This window comes from Haemophilus parainfluenzae, from assembly GCF_900450995.1.
Classification (GTDB): domain Bacteria; phylum Pseudomonadota; class Gammaproteobacteria; order Enterobacterales; family Pasteurellaceae; genus Haemophilus_D; species Haemophilus_D parainfluenzae_O.
On record NZ_UGHY01000002.1, the window covers coordinates 1,542,091 to 1,566,780 of the forward strand.

30 protein-coding genes and 2 pseudogenes are annotated in these 24,690 nt (G+C 45.0%); 1 reads left to right on the top strand and 31 read right to left on the bottom strand.

The genetic code is table 11. From position 1 onward, the window contains the following. Positions 1-106 precede the first annotated feature (106 nt). The 21 genes and pseudogenes from cas2 to DX522_RS07915 all read right to left on the bottom strand — a co-directional run bounded on the left by cas2 (position 107) and on the right by DX522_RS07915 (position 17,816). Positions 107-400, bottom strand: a complete 294-nt coding sequence (gene cas2, locus DX522_RS07820; protein ID WP_115180392.1) for a CRISPR-associated endonuclease Cas2 — start codon at positions 398-400, stop codon at positions 107-109. Positions 401-403: 3 nt separating this feature from the next. After that, positions 404-1,417 (bottom strand): type I-C CRISPR-associated endonuclease Cas1c, encoded by a 1,014-nt coding sequence (gene cas1c, locus DX522_RS07825; RefSeq protein WP_115180393.1) that lies wholly within the window; start codon positions 1,415-1,417, stop codon positions 404-406. Positions 1,418-1,871: 454 nt separating this feature from the next. Beyond that, on the bottom strand, positions 1,872-2,624 hold the full coding sequence (locus DX522_RS07830) for a nucleotide-binding protein (RefSeq protein ID WP_262054196.1): 753 nt from the start codon (positions 2,622-2,624) through the stop codon (positions 1,872-1,874). 65 nt (positions 2,625-2,689) lie between these two features. Next, a complete protein-coding gene (gene cas4 / locus DX522_RS07835; RefSeq protein ID WP_115180394.1) occupies positions 2,690-3,340 on the bottom strand; it encodes a CRISPR-associated protein Cas4 in 651 nt (216 codons plus the stop codon). A gap of 88 nt (positions 3,341-3,428) precedes the next feature. Further along, positions 3,429-4,370, bottom strand: a complete 942-nt coding sequence (gene cas7c / locus DX522_RS07840; RefSeq protein WP_115180395.1) for a type I-C CRISPR-associated protein Cas7/Csd2 — start codon at positions 4,368-4,370, stop codon at positions 3,429-3,431. 22 nt (positions 4,371-4,392) lie between these two features. Further along, on the bottom strand, positions 4,393-5,358 hold the full coding sequence (locus DX522_RS11710) for a type I-C CRISPR-associated protein Cas8c/Csd1 (protein ID WP_262054197.1): 966 nt from the start codon (positions 5,356-5,358) through the stop codon (positions 4,393-4,395). Further along, positions 5,355-6,455, bottom strand: a complete 1,101-nt coding sequence (locus DX522_RS11715; RefSeq protein WP_262054198.1) for a type I-C CRISPR-associated protein Cas8c/Csd1 — start codon at positions 6,453-6,455, stop codon at positions 5,355-5,357. The genes DX522_RS11710 and DX522_RS11715 overlap by 4 nt, the downstream gene beginning before the upstream one ends. After that, a pseudogene (locus DX522_RS07850) lies at positions 6,452-6,634 on the bottom strand (type I-C CRISPR-associated protein Cas5); the annotation flags it as partial. The gene DX522_RS11715 and the pseudogene DX522_RS07850, both read right to left, overlap by 4 nt. Before the next feature lie 91 nt (positions 6,635-6,725). Further along, complete coding sequence (locus tag DX522_RS07855; protein WP_129110922.1) at positions 6,726-7,121, bottom strand: hypothetical protein; 396 nt, start codon at positions 7,119-7,121, stop codon at positions 6,726-6,728. 51 nt (positions 7,122-7,172) lie between these two features. Continuing rightward, positions 7,173-8,003: a hypothetical protein gene (locus tag DX522_RS07860; protein WP_115180397.1), complete on the bottom strand. Its 831-nt coding sequence runs from the start codon at positions 8,001-8,003 to the stop codon at positions 7,173-7,175. 49 nt (positions 8,004-8,052) lie between these two features. Further along, positions 8,053-8,532, bottom strand: coding sequence for an enoyl-CoA hydratase (locus tag DX522_RS07865; protein ID WP_111353654.1), 480 nt, complete (start codon positions 8,530-8,532; stop codon positions 8,053-8,055). Positions 8,533-8,535: 3 nt separating this feature from the next. Beyond that, complete coding sequence (locus tag DX522_RS07870; protein WP_115180398.1) at positions 8,536-9,270, bottom strand: DUF4376 domain-containing protein; 735 nt, start codon at positions 9,268-9,270, stop codon at positions 8,536-8,538. A gap of 10 nt (positions 9,271-9,280) precedes the next feature. Further along, a complete protein-coding gene (locus tag DX522_RS07875; RefSeq protein ID WP_115180399.1) occupies positions 9,281-10,180 on the bottom strand; it encodes a phage tail protein in 900 nt (299 codons plus the stop codon). 17 nt (positions 10,181-10,197) lie between these two features. Beyond that, complete coding sequence (locus DX522_RS07880) at positions 10,198-10,776, bottom strand: phage tail protein (protein ID WP_115180400.1); 579 nt, start codon at positions 10,774-10,776, stop codon at positions 10,198-10,200. Then, complete coding sequence (locus tag DX522_RS07885; RefSeq protein WP_115180401.1) at positions 10,769-11,869, bottom strand: baseplate J/gp47 family protein; 1,101 nt, start codon at positions 11,867-11,869, stop codon at positions 10,769-10,771. Before DX522_RS07885 ends, DX522_RS07880 begins: the two co-directional genes overlap by 8 nt. Positions 11,870-11,877: 8 nt before the next feature. Continuing rightward, a pseudogene (locus tag DX522_RS07890) lies at positions 11,878-12,236 on the bottom strand (GPW/gp25 family protein). Positions 12,237-12,290: 54 nt separating this feature from the next. Then, on the bottom strand, positions 12,291-12,797 hold the full coding sequence (locus DX522_RS07895; RefSeq protein WP_115180402.1) for a phage baseplate assembly protein V: 507 nt from the start codon (positions 12,795-12,797) through the stop codon (positions 12,291-12,293). Then, positions 12,784-13,848 carry a phage late control D family protein gene (locus DX522_RS07900; RefSeq protein WP_115180403.1) on the bottom strand — a complete coding sequence of 355 codons (1,065 nt, stop codon included), beginning with the start codon at positions 13,846-13,848 and terminating at the stop codon, positions 12,784-12,786. Before DX522_RS07900 ends, DX522_RS07895 begins: the two co-directional genes overlap by 14 nt. Beyond that, on the bottom strand, positions 13,841-14,074 hold the full coding sequence (locus tag DX522_RS07905) for a tail protein X (protein WP_115180404.1): 234 nt from the start codon (positions 14,072-14,074) through the stop codon (positions 13,841-13,843). The genes DX522_RS07900 and DX522_RS07905 overlap by 8 nt, the downstream gene beginning before the upstream one ends. Then, a complete protein-coding gene (locus DX522_RS07910; protein ID WP_115180405.1) occupies positions 14,055-14,999 on the bottom strand; it encodes a phage tail protein in 945 nt (314 codons plus the stop codon). The genes DX522_RS07905 and DX522_RS07910 overlap by 20 nt, the downstream gene beginning before the upstream one ends. A gap of 12 nt (positions 15,000-15,011) precedes the next feature. Continuing rightward, the gene (locus DX522_RS07915; protein ID WP_115180406.1) at positions 15,012-17,816 is read right to left on the bottom strand and encodes a phage tail tape measure protein; all 2,805 of its coding nucleotides are present in this window, start codon (positions 17,814-17,816) and stop codon (positions 15,012-15,014) included. A 45-nt stretch (positions 17,817-17,861) separates the two neighbouring features. Here DX522_RS07915 and DX522_RS07920 point away from each other — a divergent pair, with 45 nt between their 5' ends. Beyond that, positions 17,862-18,176 (top strand): hypothetical protein, encoded by a 315-nt coding sequence (locus DX522_RS07920; RefSeq protein ID WP_115180407.1) that lies wholly within the window; start codon positions 17,862-17,864, stop codon positions 18,174-18,176. Here the strand turns inward: DX522_RS07920 and DX522_RS07925 are convergent. The 10 genes from DX522_RS07925 to DX522_RS07970 form a co-directional block, all read right to left on the bottom strand. After that, positions 18,161-18,307 (bottom strand): GpE family phage tail protein, encoded by a 147-nt coding sequence (locus tag DX522_RS07925; protein ID WP_262054199.1) that lies wholly within the window; start codon positions 18,305-18,307, stop codon positions 18,161-18,163. The two genes, DX522_RS07920 and DX522_RS07925, sit on opposite strands and share 16 nt — an antisense overlap. Continuing rightward, a complete protein-coding gene (locus DX522_RS07930) occupies positions 18,291-18,575 on the bottom strand; it encodes a phage tail assembly protein (RefSeq protein ID WP_005640664.1) in 285 nt (94 codons plus the stop codon). Before DX522_RS07930 ends, DX522_RS07925 begins: the two co-directional genes overlap by 17 nt. Positions 18,576-18,663: 88 nt before the next feature. Next, positions 18,664-19,182 (bottom strand): phage major tail tube protein, encoded by a 519-nt coding sequence (locus DX522_RS07935; RefSeq protein ID WP_005640661.1) that lies wholly within the window; start codon positions 19,180-19,182, stop codon positions 18,664-18,666. 12 nt (positions 19,183-19,194) lie between these two features. Continuing rightward, complete coding sequence (locus DX522_RS07940; protein ID WP_115180408.1) at positions 19,195-20,580, bottom strand: phage tail sheath family protein; 1,386 nt, start codon at positions 20,578-20,580, stop codon at positions 19,195-19,197. A gap of 10 nt (positions 20,581-20,590) precedes the next feature. Next, positions 20,591-21,058, bottom strand: a complete 468-nt coding sequence (locus tag DX522_RS07945; RefSeq protein ID WP_115180409.1) for a Gp37 family protein — start codon at positions 21,056-21,058, stop codon at positions 20,591-20,593. 11 nt (positions 21,059-21,069) lie between these two features. After that, positions 21,070-21,504 (bottom strand): gp436 family protein, encoded by a 435-nt coding sequence (locus DX522_RS07950; protein WP_115180410.1) that lies wholly within the window; start codon positions 21,502-21,504, stop codon positions 21,070-21,072. Then, positions 21,504-21,791 (bottom strand): hypothetical protein, encoded by a 288-nt coding sequence (locus DX522_RS07955; protein WP_115180411.1) that lies wholly within the window; start codon positions 21,789-21,791, stop codon positions 21,504-21,506. Before DX522_RS07955 ends, DX522_RS07950 begins: the two co-directional genes overlap by 1 nt. 74 nt (positions 21,792-21,865) lie before the next feature. Beyond that, complete coding sequence (locus tag DX522_RS07960) at positions 21,866-22,792, bottom strand: inorganic pyrophosphatase (protein WP_115180412.1); 927 nt, start codon at positions 22,790-22,792, stop codon at positions 21,866-21,868. A gap of 11 nt (positions 22,793-22,803) precedes the next feature. Then, positions 22,804-23,916 carry a peptidase gene (locus DX522_RS07965; RefSeq protein ID WP_115180413.1) on the bottom strand — a complete coding sequence of 371 codons (1,113 nt, stop codon included), beginning with the start codon at positions 23,914-23,916 and terminating at the stop codon, positions 22,804-22,806. Between the two features lie 233 nt (positions 23,917-24,149). Next, complete coding sequence (locus DX522_RS07970; RefSeq protein WP_115180414.1) at positions 24,150-24,647, bottom strand: phage virion morphogenesis protein; 498 nt, start codon at positions 24,645-24,647, stop codon at positions 24,150-24,152. Positions 24,648-24,690: the final 43 nt, after the last annotated feature.

Consider the following 24,690-nt stretch of genomic DNA (forward strand, 5'->3'; position numbering starts at 1 on the left):
AACGGCCACATTGTCGTTATACAAATAGATTAACTTATCCAAATTGTTAAAGAAAACAAAGATCGCTATCCCATCAGGGTTTTAATGAGAACAACAGGTTAGCGAACTAAATGACAAACACGTCTTTAAATACATCTACTGCCGGTTTTGCCCCATGATGCTCCACTTTATTACGCCACTTACTGCCTAAATGATAAAAACGCAGGCTGTCACATGTGGGGTCGTAGGTTTCCAACAGTTTGCTTTTCAACATAACCCATTGGTCAGGCGTGACATCGCATTCAAATACCGAATATTGCGCCCGCACGCCGTAATCTAAGCAATGTTTTGCGATACGACGCAATCGCGCTTGCCCGTTTGGATCGTCAAAAGAAATATCATAAGTAATCAGCATTAACATGGTTTATCTCATCAAAAACGGTGGATATTCCGCCAAATCTCCGCGTAAATGGCGCGCCAACAGCATTGCCTGAATATACGGCAGCAACCCGATTTCCACTTCCTCCCCCAAAAACGGATGAACGATTTTCTCCTGCTTTTTCGCCTGCAAGGCTTGGAACAACAGCTTACGCGCATCGGCTTTTAAGCTTACCGCGCCGCTTGCCTCGGTAACGAAATCCTGCGGTTTGATTTGCCCGCGGTTAATTAGCGACAACACCAACCTGTCAGCCCACCACGCGCGGAATTCTTCCAAAATATCCTGCGCCAAACTGTCGCGCCCCGGTCGATCGGCGTGCAGAAAGCCCACCTGAGGATCCAGCCCCACGCCTTGCAGCGCGCCGCTGATGTCCTTGCCAAGAATACTGTACACAAACGACAACAGCGCATTCACCCCGTCTCTGGGCGGGCGGCGGTTGCGTCCGTCAAAAGTAAAGCCGCTTTTTTCGCTCAAAAGCTGTCCGAATACGCGAAAATAACGCGCCGCCGCATCGCCCTCAATGCCGCGCAACACGTCAAGCCCGTCCGCGCCCCTCAACTGCCGCAGCGAAATATTCAAAGAATCGACCGCACTTTGAATCGCCGCATTCTCGCCATAATTGCGAATCTGCCGTTGAAGCACCCGCTTACTCGCCTGAATCTTTGCAGCAATGATATTGCGCGCAATCGGCGCGGGATTTTGCTCCGACACCCGATACTGCGCCCGACGAAGCAGCACATTGCCGCTCTGCCGCCCCTGAAGTCTCCCCAAGAAACGTCCGTTTTCGGTAAAAAACGCCAAATTCACATTATTTTCACCGCAAAACCCCAGCAAAAACGGCGACACCAGCACATTCCCAAAACAGAAAATATGCCCGATGGAATGCACCGGCAACTGCGCCACCTTCTTACGCTCCTGCTCCACCACCAGCGTCTCTCGCTCCTTATGCAGATAGCTGCCTTGGGTGGTGATATAGAGCGTGTTTTGCAGTTTGCGCATGGGGAACTCCTTGGGGTTTGACCGCACTTTTTTGGTGTGATGGATTTGAGCTACCTGAAAAATGTTAGGTTGGATTACGTAAGATGTCTTAACCCAATAAAACGATTTATTCTCCCAAATATAGTTTTCAGACGACCTTGGTTGTAGGAAATCGTCGTGTTATTTACACTTTTTCTACGGCAGACAGCTTTTATTTTTGCTTGAATGATTCTTAAGCAGCTATCCGTCATTATCAAGAACAGAGCGGGTTTCCCGTGTCTATCAACATTTTTGACAGTTCCGGATAGCTGCTCAAACGGGTCTTCAAGCAAAAGCCAAAAGTGTAAACAACGCTGTTGATTCCCACACCGTCATTTTGCTAGGGACTCTTTCAATCAAAACCTAAGTTATGCTTACAAAATCGAATATCACATAAAAAACAAGCTAATTAACTATAAATTACAACTTTTAAGAGTTACGATGATGCTCTAGCAATATTCTCTGGCGTCATTTTAAAACCACTTTGATTTAATCTTTCCACAAGCCTTGGAACAGTCTCTCTCACATGTTCGTTAAAAGATATATATAAAATTCCATTAGCATCAGATGGGACCTCTAAATGTCCTTTCTTTAAAATAGCCACTCTACTTCTACCAATGGATGATAATAACATCCCCATTTCTAAGACGACATTTTGTCTAGCCCTAGGCTCAGCCTCCTCTGGTCTTGAACTTTTTGAATATCCCATATCACCTGGAGTTAATAGAACAATACCAAAAGTGACTTCAGAAGGATTCTGTCCAATTTCTTTTTCCAAAGCTTCAATGATAGTTAATCCTCCTCCGCTAGTATTTTGCAATACAAAGGGTTCAATTCCTAATTTATGAAGAACCAATTCTAACTGTTCTCTTGCTGCGGTATCGTGACCATGAACGACAAAAACTTTTCCTTTAGCCTCTATTTGAGCAGGAGTAACAGGCTCATTACTAATTTTATTTGAGTGTTGTATCTTGCTGCCACATATTCTATGAACGAATTCAGATAAGTTTTCATCTGTTTTCCCTTGTAAATTTACAGTTCCATTGCTAGACCAAAAATTTAATATGGAACCATTTGGGAATCTAAAGCAATAACAACCATTATTTTGTTTTTCATCATAATTAGAAAAGCCTCCTTCAGTTAATTGGCTTTTTAATTCATCGATATTTCCTGAAAATTTCATTTTCATTTAAGCTCCTTTACTAATAAAAAACTAGATATATCAATAATACATTACTAGGGTAAACCTGAACATCACTCCCCAAACAACTCCGCCACATACCCCACACTCCTATCCCGTTTCCCCAATAACTCCGGCTGGCAAATCTCTACCAGCGAGCAGGCTTTGCAGCGTTTGGCGTAGTCGGGCAGCGGGGTTTGGCCGCTGATTAGGAGTTCGCGGACGGCGGCGATGGTGGCGAACGTGCGGGTTCGGAGGTCGTCTGAAAAGACGACGGGGATGCGGTGGCGGGTTTGCATATACCACAGCGCGCCCTCGCTGACGGTTTGCCCCGTCATTTCTTCCAAACACAAGCCTTGGGCGCAAAGCTGGATTTCGTCTATCGGGTCGAGTTTGGGCTTGCCGCGCTTGTATTCCACGGGTTTCAGACGGCCTGTTTTCGTGTCCACTTCCACCAAATCCAACACGCCGCTGATGCCCAGCTTCTCCGCTGACACATGCACCGTCCGCTCAAAACGCACGCCCTTACGCGTTTCCGGCTCGCCCGAATCCACCCGCTCATGCAGCGCCTTGCCCTGCGCAGTCAAATAATTCTCCGCCCACGCCTGCTCGTTGTGAATCAAGGCACATTGACGCGGACAGAAGGCGTAGTGTTGCAGGGCAGAAAGGGGAATCAGGCGCGCATCCTGATTTTCCCCTTGGGTTTCGGTTAAAAGTGCGGTCACAAAAAACTCCGTTTTTTGAATGTTAGCTACGCCAGCTGCTCCGAAATCATATAAGTGATTTATGAGTATTTTTTGAATGTTTTAGAAGTTAAAAACCATCAAGGATTTCAGGTTTCAATGTTTCTTCACTTTCCTTAACGGTAAGTTTCTCTTCGGTTATATCCTCAATCAGACCATCAATGGATTTATTTTTTATTCTCTCTTCAATAATTTTTCTCAACTTACCATGCACTTTAGCTGAAGAATATTGCCCTGCTTTGCTGTTGTGTTCCCACCAGATGAGTTTCAGCACCTGCATGCTGCCTTCGGGGCGGGCGGATGATGCGTCGCCTTCAAAGAGTTTGGTGAGCACGGCTTTGATTTTTTCGGCATCGTCGTCTGAAAAACCGGTGCGCTCGGCAAGCTGCGGCGACATTGCACCGAAGGCAACGTACACGCCCTGATCGACGCGGTGCTTCATGCCCATAGTGTCGGAGCTTTTTTTCACATCACTATCGCCATCACCATTCACGCTTTTAGTGATCTGTGTACTAGTAATATTAATTGGCTCAACACTAAACGCAGAGTGGATGGTAACTGGACCACGAACAGCAATAGACACACCATCTTCATCCTTCCCGCTAAAAGCAAAAACTTGACCAAAGCTACGTACATCTAGCCATTTTTCACAAGCTTTTTTGGCTATTTCATCTTTTTTTAACTCGTTCTTAGCTGACTTTTGCTTATCTGCATTTTCACCCTTGGTTTCTTCAATGCTGTTTTTGCTGTCTTTTAAATATTTAATAAACACGTCATAACGGTTTTTTAAACTCACCATGCCATCATCTTTACGTTCGTTTGCTTGAACAAAAATTGGGTATTTTTTATCCTGTAAACGGTCTCGAATTTTACGTTTTAAACAGACGTCTGTCATTTCGCCGAAGCCTTGGAAATCGGCACGCGGACGGTTACCGTTTAAGGGGTCGCCGTTAGGGTTGGCGTTGGTTACTTTCAGGATTAAGGCGAAGTCGATTTTTTGGGTTAAGCTCATTTTGGTTTTCCTTTAAGTTGGGTTATTCGTGGGTTTTGGATTTATTGGCTGAAAGCTCGGCAATACGACGGGTGATTTCCATTTTTTGGCAGTGGTAGCCCAAGAGAAATTCGCCGCTTAATTTGTCGTCGGAGGTGAAATCATTGGTGGCAAATAATTCCATAATTTCGCCGATTGCCTGTACACCGGTATCTTTGCCATTGTTGCGCAGGCGTTCTTGATAGGGTTTCAATGCCAGCTCAATATTACGCCATGTGGCAAATGGGTGTTCGGCGAAACGCTGCATATAGCGCTCGGCGGTGGTGGCGCGTTTTTCGCCCGCCAAATACAGGGCGTAGGATTCGGTGTTTTCGGCGACGGCAAGCAGCCTGCCGTACAAGTAGTCGCGCGAGCGGTTTTGGGTATCCAAACTCATAGGGTAAGTTCTCCGTTGTGATAAATCGTGATGACGAGCGCGCCAGCCTTTGTATAGGGCGCAGGCAACGCCGATGTTTCTTTGCCAATTTGCAGATCGGATTTTTTCTCCATCTTCAGGGCGATGATTTGCAAAAGGACTGCAGGCTACCTTAAAACTCTTTTGCACTAAATCTTCAGGGATCGGCACGAATGTTCCGCCTGCGATAACGGGCAGAAGGCGAGCGTAAAGCTGTTTTTTGAGCGTATCGGACAGGGATTTGCCGTACACGGCTTCGGCAATGCTGTAAGGCGACGGCGGGACGAAAGCCCAAAGGGTTTTCTTTTTATCTGATTTTTTAGCATTCGGTTGCTCAATGCTGTAACGCTGATACCAAGAAAAATCGTCAATCCATGCATCCAAATTAGCGAAATAGTCGGCAGGCAGAAATTCTTGGTAATAGGTCAGTGCCATGCGCCCCGGCGTGGCAGAATCGAGCATAATCAGGGAGATTTGTTCGTGGGCTTTCAATTCTGCCTGATAGCCGTGCAGTTTCTTTTTGATAATTTGTGCAGCAGCACGCCCGATATTCACCGACCAATCGGGGACGGTTCTGAGTTTTCAGGTAGCCTTTGGGCGACGATTTCATCAGGATTTTCAACCGCACTTATGTCCAGGTTATCCCAATCGATTTCGCTGGAAATGTCTTTCATCGGAGATGGGACGGGTTTACCGCTGATTGCCCAGGCGACGGTAACTTGATCTCCGTTTCGGATGCCTTGGCGTTTTATAAGCCACTTCAGCATATTAAAGGCTTTTTGAGAAACATCTCTCCCCAAAGCTACTGCTTGCTTGTCTGATAAGAACCGACCAAGAAAAGTAAAGCCACTGGTATCATTAGCAGAAACCAATTTCGCATTACCCTCAATTTTGGGATAAGCCTTTGCCGCATAATCTCTTTCACCAGTGATGTAGCATAATTCTGGTTGTTCACTTTCTTCTCTAGACTGGCTTTCTTGATATTTTATCCATTGTTTTTTTATACTGTTTTTACTCCATAAATCCGAATGTGGGTCGTTAGATATTTCAACAGCCCATACAATGGTCAAGCTAAAAGGATCATCTTTTCCTGCCGACAAAATATTATCCTTGAAAGAAAAAATCTGTTTCTCTAACAAATCTTCAATCAATGAACCTTTTTGAATATATTGCAAAACAATATTTATTTCTTTCAAATTTCCGAACTCAGTCCAGCCAGATAATTGCTTTTCATAAAACTCAAAACAATCTTTATATTTTGCTTTTTCCGTATCGGCAAATTTCTGTTTATCTTCATCAGTCCCTGCAAGAAATTCTTTCCATTTCTTTCCGTTGTCCTTCTCAGCCACTTTAGAAAGATATTCAATTGTTAAGTAATTTCCCGCTGTTTTAGCAATATATTGCAAGCCATCATGTAATGCATAAGAAGCGATAGTTGATCCTGCACGTTTTGATGATTTTTCAGTTACCTGTATCGGAACTTGTTTCTTTACCTCAAATCTCTCTGCCCCAACGAGCTCTGCTTTATCATTCAAAATAACTTTTAAATGAACCGCTTTGGACATATGAAACGGCAATGCCAAATTTTCATCATCCAAACCTTGCTCTTGGACATATTCATACGTCCGATAAAGTTTCTGCATCCAGCTCATAATTCCAGCTCCTTGTCTTCATCTTCCACAGGCTTAACGTTTTCGCCGCGCTTGAACGGTTTTTCAGGCTGCATTTTGCGGATAAATCGGGTTTTCAGACGACCTTCTGTATCGTCGATGCTTGGAAACTCAATCACACCGTTTTGCATATTCGCCATCCAAAAACGGCTGACCAATTTAAAACCGCGCAATATAACTAGAGCTAAAAAAGCGAGATACTAAAAATATCTCGCTTTTTTCATATTCTGTAACAGCATTACAAATTTTAGGTTAGTATGCTATTACGTCTAGTGGGTCAGTATCAGCTATTTCAAACGAAAAACTATCGATATTGTTTTCATTCAAATCAGATAGGTAATTTTTCAAAATTGAAATTACTTCTTCTTTCGACCCTTCTTCTATTTGCCCTTTCGTTAATACATTAGAAGATCGAACTCTCCCATCTAAAATGGTTAGCCTAATTTCCCATTTGTCAAAAAAGACCCAATCTTCTTGTTTTTCATTGAGAGAGTGCTTCCATCGAGATAATTTTGCATTACGAACTTTATTAAAAGTTGTTTCGGTTGAATCATCTAAACAGTTATGGAATGCCAAATGTATTGCGTTTCCTGAAGATGCCATAAATTGCCTCATTTTAAAAACATAAACAATAATTTCCTCACACATAAAAATGTGTTTAGATATTAGATGTGGTTATAATCTAGAATTTCAATGGTGTTAGAATTTATAGATCATATTATCTTCATATTTCCCCGAATAACTCGCCGATGCATTTACCACAATTCTTTTCACACCGTCAAAAACCTGCCAATTATCCACCTTATCTTCTTGTATATACTCAATAAACCGCACAAACTCCGATTTTGTTGAGCTGAAGAAAATATAAGGTGGTCGGGTGATATTGACCAGTCGCAAAAAGTCAATCAAGTCAAAATACGTAGCTTGCTTGTAACTTTCTTGTCTGGTGCAGAGATAAGGCGGATCTAACACAAACAACGCTTTGGGATTATCCGCAAATTTCGGTAGCAACGTATGGAATGACTCCCGCACAATTTCTACACCATCCAAATAACCATCCGCCTTTGGATAATCTGACTGGCGAATACAATGCCAAAAATCACACTGGAACAAGTCCTCAAGAGTTGCAACTTGCTGTCCGCTAAATAGTAACCAGCTAGCCAAGCAGTTTAAGTCTTTGTAACCCTCGAAATCTTGAATGATTCTGACGCATTCTGCCCTGCAATCCTTCGTCATTCGTTTGTTTTTTGGCGTAGCGTTACTAACTGCGGAGTAAAGCTCGGCTCGTAACTTGTTAATATCATCAATATGCACTAATCGTTCTGCGTAGCCGTCAAAATCGTTGTAGATTACTCGCGCTTTCGGTTTGATGTGTTTAGCTGCATGGCTTAATAATCCTGAACCACCGAAGGTATCAATAATCGTCCAGCCTTCGCCATCACCTTCAATGTTTTCATTTAGCACCGTTGCAAAGTGCTTTAGAAACATTCTCTTTTGTCCAACAAACGGTAGCGGTGCTTGTTTAAACATAGTACGCTCCGTTTGTTTGTTTGTTTGTTTGTTTGTTTGTTTGTCATTATTATCCCTTAATAAACATTGCAGCCAACTGATTCGGGCTAAATCGCCAACCTTCTTCACTCCCATGAATCGCATTAAAACACCATTCAGAACAAAAATACTTGCTGCGTTTTTGCTTAATGCTCAACACAATGCCAAGCGCACCCCACCAATCATAAGCCTTGCCAGAAGTGCGGTTAAAATAAGCTTTAATTTGCTCCTCGGTGACCTCGTTAAGGGGGATTAAATCCCATTTGGTGTTATCGGATACATCAATTTGTTTGCAACGCACGCCGCCATCTTGCACGCTGGATGAGTAGCAATCGAACACGGTTTGATGTTCGTAATGATGCCCGTTGGTAAATTCAATGCGTTCCACGGCGATTTCACAGTGGGAGTATTTGCCCTTCGTGAAAAAGCGAGTAGCTCGGTCGGCAAGGGCTTTGAATGGTTCTTTTCTCCAATCACGTTTGTGTTTGTATAACGCCAAATAAATTGCCATAAGCTACTCCGTAAAAGTCGTCGTCCAGCCGTCTGAAAAATCGTAATTGAGCGGATTTTCCACCTGTTCCATTAAATGCTTGTGGCGTTCTGCGTTGGCAAAATCCGCTTGCTCATCGGCAATCAGTTGCAAGGAAAGCTCGTCCAAAATAGCTCCATTAAATGGAACAAACGCATTCTCCATAGTTTTCCATTGCATATTGGGCGGCAGCTGCTCAAGCGTTCGCATAAAGGTGTATTGCTGACGGCTTTCATCATTGGAATGAAACCATTTACCAATCGACCGTACAAACACACCTCCGCGTAAGTTGTCGTGGCGTTTTTGTTTAATACGTTCCCACATTTCGGCTTGTTGTTGGGATTTGATTTCGGCAATTTTCGCTTCATCTTTCACCCATTCTGTGCCATTCCACTTGCACGGTTCAGCAAGAGGCTCAAGCACAGTTAAATTATCAGGCAATTCACCCAGTGCAGTATGTTCTACTTTTTCGCCTGTTTCCTTGCTGTAATAGGTGCCACGATGGTCGGCTTGATATTGCCAACTGTTATCTGCTCGCACAATGACAAAGCCTTGTTTCGGTTGTGGCGGTGCATCTAAATAACTGCCTGCGGAAAGGCTTCCGCCTTCGCTCACATATTCGGTGGTGCTGTGGCTGTAAATATCTTGGTTGTCAGTGCAATACACGGTGATTTCGCCACTGGTTTCGGCAAAGCCGTCTTGATTAAATGTTACGGTCATGTTGTACTCCTTATGCGGCTAGGCAGATGTAGTGATAGGCGATATTGCGTGGGCGGTTTTCGTTAGCCGTTGGAACAACTTTACTTGCATCAAAGTTAAACCAACCGATACTTCTGCCGTCATTGCCTACGCCATCAGGTGTTGTCACAGCTCTTAATCTCTGAGTGTTGTTGCCATTATATGGGTCAAAAATAGCACCGGACGGACTTCTGAAGATCCATCCGTTATCTGTTCCAACCTGCCCTGTAATATTCCGAATCGCATCTCCCTGTGCCGACAACAACCCACGCCCCGCATCAACCCCACGACCATTATCCCAACCGCGAATAAACTCCCCGCGTAAATCAGGCAACTGTCCTGACGGATATTTCTGTGCTAATTTTGGATATCGACGAGTATCAAACCGCTGTCCGTTCATGGCTAAGCAACCTGTTGGGACGGTAGAGAGTGGATAAGGGATAGGGATACCAATAAATAAATCATGTAAGGCATTAAAATCAGTGGCATTGGCTTTTTTCCCGATTTCTGCCAGCAATGTGGCTTTTAAATTTGCATCACCAGCTAATGCACGTGCCAATTCTTCTAACGTGTCTAATGCTGCTGGGGCTGACCCTACCAATGCAGCGATTGCGGTTTTTACAAATTCTGTAGTCGCAATTTGAGCATTATTCGTCCCTGCCGCAGCCGTTGGTGCAGTGGGTATGCCCGTGAATGCAGGGCTGGCTTTGGGGGCGTAGCCAGTGCGGTCTTGGTTGATACCGTCCACTTGGTCTTTTAGCCAATTCGTTCTCGCACCCAGTTCTTTGGCTTGGCGATTATCAATGCCGTCTGGTCCGCCCATTACAGGGTCGGATGTTTCCAGTTGATAGATGTTTTCCACCCATTGTCGGGTTAAGGTTAAATTTGCCATTTTGTTTCCTTTTTGAGTTAAGCTGTGCCTCGGTTAAATCTGCCGTTACGTATTGCCATACCGTTGTGCCGAAGTGTTGCTTGACGGTAGTCTAAGCTCGCTAACACACAGCGAGCAGGAGCAAAAACACGCAAGGTTTTTCGCAGTAAATCGGCTTGGTCGTTGGTGATGGCTTGTTGCAAAATTACGCGGTAATGCGCCCATTTTGAACGGTCGCCGTGGTAGTAAGTGCTATCTCGGATAAATGAACCGTCGCGACGTTTGTCAAACAAGCCTTCAATAATCTCCACTTCGCCAAATCCCAGCTGGCGAATAATTTCTCGCATTGCCCACGGTGTGCCTTTGTAGCGGTGCAGTTCGACGGCTCGCTTGATGAGTTTCCGTTTGGCTTCTACACTTTCTGCAAGTAACCAGCCGTCATAGCTGGTGACACTCCATTTTTCGGCAAGCAGTTCTAAAAACTCGGTCGGGACTAAATCCACAAAGCTAGTCATAATTTGCGATTTATCCAGCCGATTTAACCGCTTGCTAAGGTCAGCAAGTGCGGTCAATTTAGGCGAAGTTTCGATAATGCTGGGATATTGCAACTTAGCCATCTTTCCGCTCCGCGTTAATGTTTATTGTGATGCTTTCGCACTCTGCCCATTGTTCAGGCGTGAGCTCGGTAAGTTGTGGGCTTGCCAAATGCACGTTGTACACGCCCGCTACTTTCAGCACGCTTTGAATATCAAGCGGTACGATGTCCAGCCCTAATTTCTGTGTGCGAGATGAAAGGTAGGTTCGCAAAGCGGTTTCAGCATGAGTTTTCACTTCATTTTCAGCTACTGTTGCCAGCAAATCTAAATTGGCGACCACACGATAGCTTTTGCGTTCAGGTGCAGCCACAATCACGGTGTCGCACAGCGGTCGGCGTTTTTCGCCACTGATGTAATGGCGAATTTTTTCCTGCAAAATCTCAGACGGCAGTCCGTGCTTGGTCAATACTGTGACTTTGACCGTGCCGCCTTGAGGAGTGGAAATCGCCACATCAGAAATCACTTGCGACACGCTACGAGTGTGATATTCGTAAGCGGCAACTGAACCGCAAGTGGTAAAAGCTTCAGGCGCAAGCAAAATCCGCTTGCGGTAGGCATCATCGCTTTCAGTGTCGATACCATTTGCCGACACATCAATATTGGAGACGGTTACATCGGCTGGCAGTTCACTTTTGAGCGTTTTTACTTGCCCGATTTGCCAGCTATTGCCACTTTCGCCTGTGGTTTGGCAAATCGCCGTTACATCCACATATTGCTCGGTGGGGTTAATGCGCACTTCGGTTTGGGTGGAGAATAATAGGCTATCGGTTGCACCAACCAGCGTGCCTTGTGGAATAACAATGGCGGAATGCGAACCACTCACGCTAAAACGCAAAGTGACTTCGGCAGCTTGGTCTGATAAGCGATAACAGCCCATCGGCTCACCGCATAAATCTAAAGCAAGCCCTGTGGCAAATTGCGGAAAAGTTTGCAAAAAAGCGTGGTTAATACCTTGTCGCACCAGCATTTCTCGGTAAGCATAAGATTGAATAATAGAGCGTTCAATGTGGGCAGGTTGCAATGTTTTACTTGTACGCTGCTCGTAGTCGGCAATGATATCGGCTAAAATTTGCTTGATGTCGTCAGAGACAATTTTTACGTCTTCTTTTTTCACTGCGGTTCCTACATTACGAGTGTGGTTTGATAAATCTCCCGATACACTTCATTCACTAACACCCAATAAATCGTCAGCTCAAAATGCGGAGCCTGTCCGTTAATGTCGATATGATCAACCTCGATGCGGGGTTCCCATTTTTGCAGGGCAAGCGTGATTTCACGCACCATATTTGGCAGGGCGACATCTTCGGGCTGGTCAATATATTGAAAATGATCCGACCCAAATTCAGGGCGAAGAATATCCGTGCCTTTGAGGGTGTTGAGAATGTTGGCAATACACTGATGAATATCATCAATGCCTTGCACCGCTTGGTTTTCCGTGGGGCTAATTGCCAGTGGGTTGAGTGTATCGTATTTGTATTCATAGCCTTGATGATACAAGGCTATATGAAGGTGGGCTTTTAAACTGATTTAAAGAATTAGGCTTGAGATGGGCTGGTTGGCTTGCCGTCACCTTGTTCGATGTGGTGATGATTTTTAAGGGAAATACCGTCAGCAATCACATCGCCACCATTTACGTTCACATTACCGTTGTTCACTTCCACTTCGCAATTATTGACGATAACTTTACCGCTGGTGTGAATGGTTAAATCGCCTGATTTACGGTCGTGGGCAATAGTTGTGCCGTTTTTAAATTTTTTGAACCAAATGTCGCCATTGGCAACAGGCGTTTTGTCTTGCTCGTTATAAATCGCCCCCAATACGCAACCACCTTCACCACGTGCATCGAGTAAAATCGCCACCAGTTCACCCTCATCGGGTAAGCAGTAAAACTGGTTGCCGCCTGCGTTGGGCGTTAAGAATGAGAGCCACGCGGTTTCTAAATCTTCAAGGGCGGGGATTTTACACCGCACTTTATGACTTTTCGGGTCGATTGCCGACACAATGCCTTCTTGATAGGTCGCACCAAAATTATGGGTTTGCATTCGTCATCTCCATGCCTAAAGTCATCAAATCATCGGGGATAAATTCCAACATTCGCACTTCGATGTTGGTGATGTAACCTTGTGTGCGTGAAATACTGTGGCGAGATTGCTTGATTAAGTATTTGCCCGAAAATACGCCCAAATTTTTAAGCATAATGGTTGAGCCTGCCACCAGTTTGGGATTGCCAATGAGCGTAATATCGCCTGCACTTTGGTCTTCGTTTTGCTCGCTTAATGCTGCGTCACCTCTGGCATCAATCTGTTCTTGGCTTTCGCCACGGGTGGTAATTTTGAGCGTATCGCCACTTGCCGCCTGTGCCTGCTGCATTTTCGGGCGAAGTGCGTTGGCTTTTTTGCTTTTTTTTACCACTTTTTTACCGCTTGTATCAAAGCCCTTGATTTCCACCTGCTTTGCCGTGTCTTTAATGCGATCACGCAAGCGAATGCTGATACACTGGGTTTCGTCCAATACTGCCACAGGCTCGGTTTGCCCGAGTTCATCTTTATCGGTAAACACCAGTTGATTGCCCACAATCTTGAAACTGTGATGATATTCACGAGCAAGGCGTGCTAAAAATTCCACGTCGCGTTCTTGATATTGGGTAATGCGTTGAATAGGAATTTGGCGAATTTTGCCCACCACTTTGAGTTTCAAGCGATTTGCCACCGCTGCCACCACTTGGGCGAGCGTGGTGTTCTCGTAGGCTTTGGGTTTTAATGTGCGGTTAGCTTTGCTAATGCCAGTGGATAAGGCTCGCAAGGTAATGCTGGACGGACGATAGCCATATTCTACCTCGTCAATCTCAAATGCCCCAATTTGCACCAGAGACTCGCCCTGATAGCCAATCGCCGCCTTGAGTTTGTCGCCCTGTGTCGGAAACCATTGGCGAATCCATTTGCCACTGATGTCCTCAAAGGAAACAGAAAGCTCATCCGATTGTCCTTCCAAATAGTCGGTGTAGGTCAGCTCAATCAAGGACGGCTCAATCTCCGCCGTGATATTGGTTTTCTCATAAAAGAGCGTTAAATCAGGTTTTTGCACGTTACTCATCGGCATTTCCTCGCAACCAAGGCGGCAGATTTTCGTTTTGGGTTGGTTTCACGTTCAGCACAGGGATAAACACCGTCGCTCCTGTGGGTAACACTTCGCAAAAACTCAACTGCGGATTAGAAGAAATCAAGCGACCATATTCCAACGCATCGCCATAGTAATAATAGGCAAGGTTATCCCAACGTTCGCCTTGTTTGACGATGTGTTTAAGGACGGTTTGTGTCATCGTTTACCTCCGTTTCGGCTGGATTTTCTTCATCGGTTCGCAGTACAATCCAAGCGGTCATTTTTGCCACAGGATTTGCCAAATTGTCTAACCGTTCATTGATATTGCTCAGACTCTCATCGGCAGGTTTAAACCAATCGTCCCAGCCGCTTGATTCGGCTTTACTGAAACTCTGTTTCATTATTTGCAAATTGTCATACACCGCCGACACATCACTGCTAAATTCGCTGACCACAGGCAAGAAATCTCGCACGCCAGCCAATGCCGACTGCATTCCCGCCACGTCGCCAAAACTCCCCAAGGCGTTATTTAAATTCGCCAGCGTGCTCGGCAAGTATGCCAACGCTGATGCAGGATCGCTTACCAGTTGGCGAACCACGGCAACGGTATTGAGGACTTCGTCCACCGCTCGTTTACCTTGCTGATAAATCTCCACCGCATGGCTGACGGCACGTTTTGCGGTAGAAAGCGTATTGACTAAGCCTTGCGGCAAAATCGAACCGAGCAAGGATTTTCCACCCACATTTAACGCCGCACCCAGTAGGCTGTTTTGTCCATTGCCGACAAACTCTTTCAAGCTGATATTCATCTCGCGAGCTAAGGCATTACCTTTGCCGTCGGTAAATAGTGTGGTTGATGAAATATCGGTGATCACAAAATTGCCTTTGTATTTTGAACCCCACATCAAGGCAAGGGCGTCTTGCTTGGCTTTTGCCGAAAGTAGCGATTGATAACGACTTTCCACGCCGCCAATTTTGTGGTGCAGGCGAATGGCAAAGGATAAATCTGTCAGTTTTTCACCCATCGCTTGCAGTTTTGGCTTGCCTTTGAGCACCGCGTGTTCAGCAAAATCTGCAGAATGGGTCTCTGAAAAGTCGGTCAAATTGACCGGCTCAAAGGCGATATTGCCTAGCATAAAATACATTGTTGTTTCTCCTTAGTAGGCTCTCCGCTGACGTTGGTCTAGCACGCGATTAAGCAGGCGTTCAAATTCCACAAAGCTCATATTCAACCCTTGCTGCACCTGTTCCATTACGCCCTGATTTTGGCTACCGTTCACGTTAATGGTCGGGTTGAAATTGACCACGATGCCGTTGTGCTGATTGGTTTCATTATTTGTAACGGCGTTTCGGTTTAACGGTTGATAATCGTGAAAGATTGACGCTTCTGTCTCCCTCTTTTGTAAAGATGGGTTAGGGGAGATTTGGGCGTCAGGGTTAAAATCAGGCGTGCGGAAATCGGTCGATTGATTAAGTCCAAGCAGATTACCAACAAAATTCGCCCCGAATTTCACATCGTCCCACAGTGTGCCGAAAAAGCCTTTTTTCTCGTTTAACAGCGGTTTAAAGGCGGTTTCAACGCTATTTAAAACAGGCTCAAATTTCACCGCACTTGAGAGATTTTTGCTGGCTTCTGTGGCGAGTGGTTGGGCGTTATCCATCCCGATTGCCAAGCCTTCCACCACGTTTACACCGTAACCCTTAAAGACGCGGCTTGGCGAATGAATGCCGAGTTTTTCTTTAAACCACGATGTGATATTTCCACCGAGATCTAGCACACTTTGTTTTACCGTCTCCCACGTGTTTTTGATGCCGTTTACTAATCCGCTGATAATATTCGAACCAAATTCGGTAAACTTCGCTGGCATATCAATACCAAACCACGACAACACGGTGGAAAATACTTGCTGGAATAATCCGAGTGGCGACCAGTTGAGAATAGTGGCGGTGATGTTGCCAATGCCTGAGTTGAAGAAGTTGGTGATGTTATTCCAAAGTTGCCCGAAGTAATCCGACACACCTGTCCACGCACTCGAAACCCATTCAGTTGCTCCTGTCCAAATGCCTTGCACCCAGTTGCAGAAGTTTTGGAAGTAACCTGTGACTTTCGTCCAAAGGTTGGAAAACCAAGCTGAAACAGGTTCCCAATTGTCATAGATGAGATAGGCGGCAACAGCGATGGCGGTAATGGTTAAGCCGATAGGGTTGGTAAGCAAAGCTTTCCCTAATCCAATAAAAGCTTTTTTCGCAACACCAAAGGCTGAGCCAAGCCATTTCATTACTCTACCTGTTTTGGTAACTGTACCCGTTAAGGTTTCAAGTTCTTTGGCTGCTTTAATTGCCTTAAATACTTTAAATGGCATAAATGCTGCTGAAAAAATGGATGCTATGCCACTAAACGCAAATTTTGTTGCTAATACGCCTGTGCTTAGTAAGGAAAAACCGCCTACAGTAGCAGCGATCCACTTAATCGCTGTTTTATGCTCGCTGACAAAAGGTGTCAATGTATCTTCAACAAAACCTTGTAGTGCTTTCGCTCCCGATTTAATATCATCGGCAAAAACAGACCCTATATTCCCGACCGCACTTTCCCATGCACCGCCTAAACTCTCAAGGGCAGAACCAAGTGTTTTCGTTTTTTGGGCGACGCGTTCTTCAATACTGGCTTGGTCTTTCATTTTCTGTAAGAAATCTTGTAAGCCTGTCGTTCCTTTTTCACCTAATAACAAGGCGACACGCTTACCCTCAGTGCCAAACATTGCATCAGCCACATCTTGTGCAGCTTGGTCGCCAAATTTTGCTCGGATTTTTTGCAGTTTCTCAAGCTCCTTGACCATTCCGTCAATACCTTTGAAATTGCCTTTTTTATCCCAGAAGTCAAACTTCACACCGCTTTTTTTGAGAATATCCCGAGCTTCTGCCTTCATCCCTTTTTTGGCTTCAGCAATCATTTGCGGACCTTTACTCATTCTGTCAAGCATTGTTGAAAAGTTTGTACCGAATGATGTGCCTTCTAAACCTTGTTGAGCAGCAAGCCCCTCAATCGCAAAAATTTTCTGTGAGTTTTCTAGCCCTGTTAATTTCATCGAACGAACATTAGACGCATAGTAGGTCATTGCCCCATACATATCGTCTTTTTTCATACCTGCAGCAAACATTGCTCGTTGTAAATCGTCTGCTGATGCTCCAAGTTCAGCTTCTGATAAACCGTGAGATTCCATCATCTTTGCAAAGAACTCACCTCCTTGCTCTTGATCCATTTCAAGTAAAACGTTGAGTTTTGCCGATGTTTTTAAGCCACCGTTAATCAAAGTGTCATCAGAGACACCTTGCATTTTCATTGCTTTGGCGAGCTTGTAGAAATCTTCACGCGTTCCTGGTAAATCCGTGCCAAGTTGGTCGGCTATTTTGCCGATTTCCTTAAATTTGCCGAATGTGCCGTCAGCCTTCATCATTGAAATTTTCAGATTATTTGCTGCTTCTTCCTGTTGCATATAGGTTTTCACAGCATTCCACGTAGGTAACGCTACGCTAGCTGTTATTGCGGTAGATTTAGCTAACTTACCTTTTAATTCATCACGGTTTTGTTTGCGTGCCTGTTGTTTTTCTAAAGTACTAGATAAGGAACGTTGAGCTTTTTCAGAAGATTGAATAGCACGGGTAAAATATTGTTGCTTTTCTGCCGTACGAGCAATTACTGCCTGCATTCGTTCATAACGGCGAGTAAGCTTACCAATATTCTGATCTCCTGAAAGATAGGCAAGTTGCATTTTTTGATGTAGTGCGGCTTGACGTTCTTGCCATTTCGCCATTTTTGCACCCAATTTTTCGTTTTGCTGGGTTGCTTTACCCAAATTATTAGAAAGGTTTTCAATGGTTTTATTCGCCTTTCCAAAGGCAGCAGAAAAACTACCTTTTAAAGAGGCACCAATAACTAAACCGAGTACTAAATTATTTGCCATTTTTTGCTCACTATGTTAAATATACGAAAAATTCAGGAGGCATTTATGTTTGGCTTGTTCAAAGAAATCATAGAAGACTGGAAAGATTACGATATAGTAGAAAAAGCCTACTGGTCTGTGATAGGTTTATTGTTTTCTATCGGTTTTTTAGCGTTTTCTTGGTGGTATTGGGTAGGTATGTTTAATGCCACAGACAACTTCTTTATTGCTTTTGGTGTGGGTTTTATTCTTTATCTTGTATTAGGCACAATTATCGCGTTAGTAACTGCCCCTTTAATGACCTTGCTTTCTTTAAGTGCTGCAACAATCACAGGGGCAATTATTGGACTGGTTAAATTTTATCGTCAAGCACGTATATAACCCGCCTTAACTTGACGGTTGGCTTGAGCAAGCCAGTCGTCTAATTCTTTTAACGTCCAATTATTGATTTCTTCTGCAGAAAAGCCAAACCACCAAACCACATCAGCAATCGCATTATTTAACGTCTCCATCGGTATCATCTGAACCAAACAGAAATCGTTGTACCTGAACATAATCTTTCCATTTGATTAAATCCATATCTTCCAACACCAAACCACAGCAAAGTGCTGCAACGATAATTTCACGATCTTCGTTAGTTTTACCTTGCTGACTTGCTGTACGAAAATCTTTTACCAATGGTTCACGCACTTTTAACTCTTCGAGCGTTGTGCCATCAGGTAATTGGACAGGGCTAGACAATTTAATGGTTGTGCGAACCGCATCGACTTTTTGAGACATAAAAAACTCCTTGTGAGTGTGTTGTTTAACTTTCACAAAGGAGTTTACTTAAATGGGCTTTAAAGGTCGTTTAAACTGCTTTAAAGAATTACTGCCCGATATTAGTGCGGTATTTTTGCAATACATCTTGACCGTTTACGCGATAGATGTTGGCAAGCACATCTACAAACAAAATTTCTTTGCCTGCCAGCGTTTGCTTGATAGACATAATTTGGAAGCTGTCGGAATGTTCCGTTGCTTCTTTATTCTTTAAGCTTCCACCTGTCGTCTTGTTAAATGCCACGTTCATCGTGGTGACAAGTGATTCTTCCGCAGCCAAGCCGCGAGAATCAAATACCTGCACATTAGAACGTGCCATAAGCTGCACATTTTTATAAGGGTTATAGGCGTTTACTCGCACTTCAGGATAGAAACTATCCCAAATCACTTCGCCTTCCATTGCGTTCAACCCTGCAGGGAGTTTGATTGTGCCGTGTAGCCCTAAGCCTTTGTGTTCAATAAACTCGAACTCGATGTCAGGCAATTTAAACTCTTTGGCTTTGCCAAGTAGCGAGTTGCCGTTCATATACACATTGGCGTTCACAATCTGATGAATTGCGGTACTCATAATTTTCTCCTTCTAGCGTTGTGACACCAAGTTCACTAAGTATTTACGGGTCATTACCGATTTATTGCTGATAAGCTCGGCTGGCAATTTCGGCGTGTATTCATACATCAACGGCACGTGACCTTTGCTAAATTCATCCACCAAGTCGGTATCGTAGTCAAGGCTGACGCGATAACCTACAATACTTGGCAAGGCTCGCAAATAGGTGTCCACTGTTTCCAATAAACTGTCAATCAACGCATCATCAATCGGGCGGTCGATAAATTGCAACTCGGTGCGGCGAATGCTTTCGTCGATTAAATCACCTGTGCGCAACGCCGTTTCAAAATTGATGATATGGGTTACCGTTGGATAGTTTGACGAACGGTTACCCCATAAGCGGAAGCCTGTGCCAAAGCTATTGAAAATCGTGGTAATACCCACCGCGTTAAGCAGGTTGGTTTCCGATTGCTCATCGTCCACGCGAGCGGTTAAAGGCACTTCCATCCCAATTACGCCTTGCAATTGACGGTTTGAAGTGGAGAACCAATAGCCGTTGTCGGTATCGGTTTTCATCCGCAAGCCTGCTGCGTGCACCGCTAAACTTTCAAGCGTATTGCTAGAGCCCAACGCATAAGGGAAGAAGTGGCGCACACGTTCAGAACTTGCGGAGGCATTCAATACACCAATCGGGCCGCGAGCTTGAATCGCTTTAGAAAGCGATGTGCCTTTCGGCAATTGCACATAAGCCACTGCTTTTAACTGTTCAGCTAATGTTGAAAGAGCCGCTGCACAGCTTGCCGTTTTGTCAAACTCTGGGCAGATTAAAATTTTGGCATCCGCACCGTATAAATTGAAACCGTCACGCACCAATTCCAAGCCTTTGCGTTTGCCGGTAGCAGCGTCAATACCGCCTTTGATGTCCGCTTCGGTCACTTTTTCAGGATCAGCATAAGCGTAAGTCGCTTTTAACCCTTCGTGGCGTGTAGTAAAGGTAATTTCACCTGTTTGCAAGTTTACGCTGTAATCAGTGCCTTCTTGCAAGGTTTGGCTAGATGATTGAATGCTGATGTTCAATAAGCCTGCTTTCGCTGTTTTTGCCATTAAGGTGGAGCTGTCTTGTGTTAAGACTTCGTCTGTAATGTCAGTTTTGTGTTTTTTCGGATCTAACACATTGACCACATACACCTTACCTGCGGCATAGCGAGCCAATACGTCAAAAGCGTCTGGCAACGTGAAGCCTTGGTTTAAAATCACACCAAATTGAGCAAAATCTTTGGTGGTTTGGCACACGGTCAATTCATTGACTGCGCCGATAGGTGCAGTCCCTACGATGCCAATAATTGCACCGTCCACCGTTTCCACCGCGACAGAACCGCCTGCCACGCGTGTTGTTTTCGTTCCGTGATGAAACGCCATAATGTTCTCCTTATGGTTCTTTGCGGCGATAACGTGCCGCGGTAAATTTTGGTAAATTTTGCGGCTGGTGTGCTTCCACCTGCCACGTTTCGGTTTGAATAACCAGTTGGTATTGCCACAGCCCATTGTCTTCGCCTGCAAACTCTTCGCTAATCAAATGACAAGCGGTGCAATTGGTCGGCTTAAATCCCACAATCGCCAGCCGTAACTGGTCGAGCATTTCCAACGCCCCTGTATCATCGTGCTGACTGCGGGCAATCACCGTGAGGGCAATCAGCACTTTGCGGCGTTGTTGGATAATGTCGGTGCTATCAAGGCTTTCAAATTTTGACCCAGCATACTGCACCAACACCGCACCGAATGGGTCGAGCAGGTTATAGTGTTCAAGGTCATCAGGGAACAGTTCGATGCTGAAACTCGTGGTCTTCTGTTCGACATGGTCTCTGATGCTTTGCAAAATGGGTAAAGTGGCACTCATTGATGCTCTCCTTAATAGCCCGACAAATCCAATTTCTGTGGCGCACGGGCTTTAAACTTTAAAGCGGACGGCAAGTTGTCATCTTCTGCCATTCCGACTTCCAGCAAGCCCAAATGCAATTTGCCATCGGCAATACGTTCTAAATCTTTTAATGCTTGGGCGTGCGCGTCTTTCACATTGGGCGGAAAGCCTTTGCCATCGGGACGGCGTGAATAAAGCCAGTAGCGAGCCAGTTGTAGGCAAATGTTACGCACTAAGGTCGGCACTTGATTTAACGGCAACTGATAACGCGATCGAAGATAACCGTCCACGGTTTCAGTGGCGTATTCGCACGCTTTGGCAATCACAGCTTGGTTGGCTTCTGTTGCTCTGCTATTATCCGTTGAAAGTTGTCTTAACGTGACTTCGTCCATCACGTCCGTTAAATCTTGTGCCTGAATGTACATTATTCTTTGCCTTCGCCTTTGTCGTTTTTATTCGCTTTTTCCGCTTCTTTACGGGCTTTTTCTTCCGCTGCTAAGCGAGCCTTTTCTTCCGCTGCTAAACGAGCTTTTTCAGCTTCTGCTTCCGCCTGCTTGCGTTTTTCGTCTTCGGCTTCGTCTAATTGCACATAAAGCGAAATGCGAGCGGCTTCTTCGTCAGTCAGTTCGAGCTTATCGCCTTGCTCATAGCGTTGATTGTTGTGGTAAATCGCCATGGTGCTGATGACGGCGTAGAGTTTGGTTTTGTCCATTGGTTTTCTCCTAGTGAAACGGTGTTACAAATCTCCCCTAACCCCTCTTTACTCAAGAGGGGGATTTTTTGAGGTTATAAGCAACCTTTGATTAAGTAGCCTGCCGATGCACCGAGTAAGTGCGGTTTGTGAATATCGGTGGTGCGGATCACTTCGAGCTTGCCACCGTTTTCTTTGTAGGTATCCACAAATAAACCACCTTGACGACGGACGGTGTAACCATAAGACGGCTCGTAAACCGTGCCTTTGCGTTCGGTTGAACGTGGCGCAACGTAAGCAAGTACAATAGCGTCCGACCAGATGTCTTTAAGCTGATTGCTTTCTTCGTAAACGGCTTCGCCGATTTTCACGGTGTCGATACCAATCAATTTGGCGAACACTTCAGGCGTTACAATCGCCACCTGTGAGTATTTGAGTTTTTCAATCACCGCAGGGTGTTCTTTCAACGCCGCCCACACATCGCCTGCAATCACGCATACATTCGGCTTGCGACCAATCGCACGCTTCACGGCACGAATGCCGGTGTCGAACATCGCAAAAATGTCTGCTTGTTTGCTGGTGATTTTTGATGTACCGCTTAACGTGATTTTGTTGCCGCTGTCGTATTTGTTTTCGTCTAAGGCGAGCGTTGCCACTTCTTTTTCACGACCGAGTGCAATCACATCTTGGGTGGTGTTTAAGGCGAATTGACGGAGCGAGAAAATTGCTTCGTTTTCTTCGCGGTAGTCGATGGCGTATTCTACATCGTGCTCTTCCAACGCCACGTCGATTGCCGTGATGTCTTCAGGGTCTAAACGGTTTGACGTGCCGCGTAAGTTACGCACCGTGCTAGGTAAGCGGAATGCAAGGCGACCGAATTTCGGAATTTTGCCCGCTTCTTTGTCGATTTCGACGGTCGGCATTAACATTTCGCCGATGAGTTCTAAATTGTGATAACCCTGTGCCAATTTGGTTAAAACAGGATCTTGCACACGGAGTGCTGCGAGATTGTGAGCAGTCATAAATTTCCCTTCTATTGATAAATTGCGTTAAAGGCGGCGGTGTAGCTCACGCCGTGTTCTTTGGCATACGCCATAATTTTTTGGTCAGCTTCGATGCTGGCAGGGTTTGTGCCTTCGGCATATTCCACCGTACCATCTTGCGGTGCTGCCGCTTTGTCTTTGGTGGCGACTTCACCGAAGTTCACCACTTGTGGCTGAGCACCCAAAAAGGCTTTGAGTTTGCTGTGTAGGTTTTCGCCTTCGCTAAATTCAACTACACCACCTTGCATTGTGGTGGAAGCATAGTTCAATAAATCTACCGCTTGCTGTTTAGCAATCGGGGCAAGTTTGCCCGCTTTGACTAAGCCTTCGGCAAAGTCGGCATTTTCGGCTTTGGCTTGGTTGAGCGCGGTTTCAGCTTTTTCGGCTTTCAATTTTTCGTTTTCTGCCTTGAGCTGTTCAATTTCTTCAGGTGTCATTTCAAGTTCTCCTTCGGTTGATTGAGCTGGGTCTGAAGTTGGGTTATTCGGTTCATTAAAATTCGGCACAGGAAAACCTGCTTCATCTTGTTGATACCGTTTCAAATCATTGCGGATAGATTCTTCTACCACGCTATTGACTAAATAATCAGGCAATGCTTTGTCGGCTTCATCTTGTCCGTGTTTGCCAATCAGCCATTCACGCAAACGTCGCCACAAACCTGCTTCCGCCCAGTCGGAAAAATCCACTACGCCTTGTTCGTTTTCGGCAAATTCAGGGTTACGCAAGCCTTTTACGGCGGGTGGCATTGCCCCTAAGAAACCGACGTGGCGTAAGTACAAACTGCCCGAGCAAGGATTGTTTGGGCTATCGGCAAGATAGAACGAAGACGACACTTTCTTAAATCGTCCTTTTTCCACCATTTCGGCAAATTCAGGATCCACTTGGTCGAACTCGGCTTTGAGTACATCACCGTCCAACTCAAGGCGTTTTACCCAGCCATAGGCAGGTGCATTGTGTTTTGGGTGTCCAACTACCGCGGGGGATTCGTGAAAGTTTACGTCGTAGGCATTGACGGCTTGTTGCAAATCATCGATGGTAATTTCCACTTCTACGCCATTTGCATCTAGTCGTTTGCCAGCTTTGAAAATTTCAATCAGGGTCATTCGGTTCTCCTTGTGTTGCGAACATCATAGAAAAAACGACCGCTTGTTACTTTTAAACTGGTTTAAGGAATGAAAATGTGAAAGAGAAAGTGAGAAGGGAGTGAATGGGGCGTTTTGGCGTGTTTATCGGTGTTTATAAACACGCCCAAGGAGATTTAGACGATAATTTATCGAATAGGATTTAAAACGCCACAATGGGCGTTTTATGCGTTATTTTTGAAAATTGGGCGATACTATAGATTTTGGTCGATTTGGCGTTGTAAAACAGCCTTTGCTTTCTCTAATAATTTTTGCTCATTTTGTGAATTGACACCTAACCACGGACGAGCAGGAATTTTTGACTGTTTAGCGAAGACGGTGTTGTCGCCTTTACCAAATTTTAATCGCTTGCCTTTCTTCGGTTTAATGACACCACCGAATTGGTGCAATCTGGCATACTTGGCATCTGAACTAAATTCAACGCCGTTGTCATCGTAGTTGTAAGCCGTTCTCTCAGATAAATAACCTCGATGTTTTAAGATTTTGTCGTTGCCTTTTATCTCTTGGGTTATCGGCGAAAGCGGTTGCCAGTTATTGCCTTCAGGATCAACTTCCTGCTTAAAGCGTTCCGTATGGATTTTTTTCAAGGTTTCGCCCAGCACGCCATAGAGCTTGCGAGGGTGTTGCAGTTGTTGGGCAATACTGTGGAGTTTTGCGGCTGCTTGGATGTCGTTGAGGGTGATTTTGATCATAACATTTGCCTTTTAAAAAAGAGTGGCGTATAGTCATTTTAAC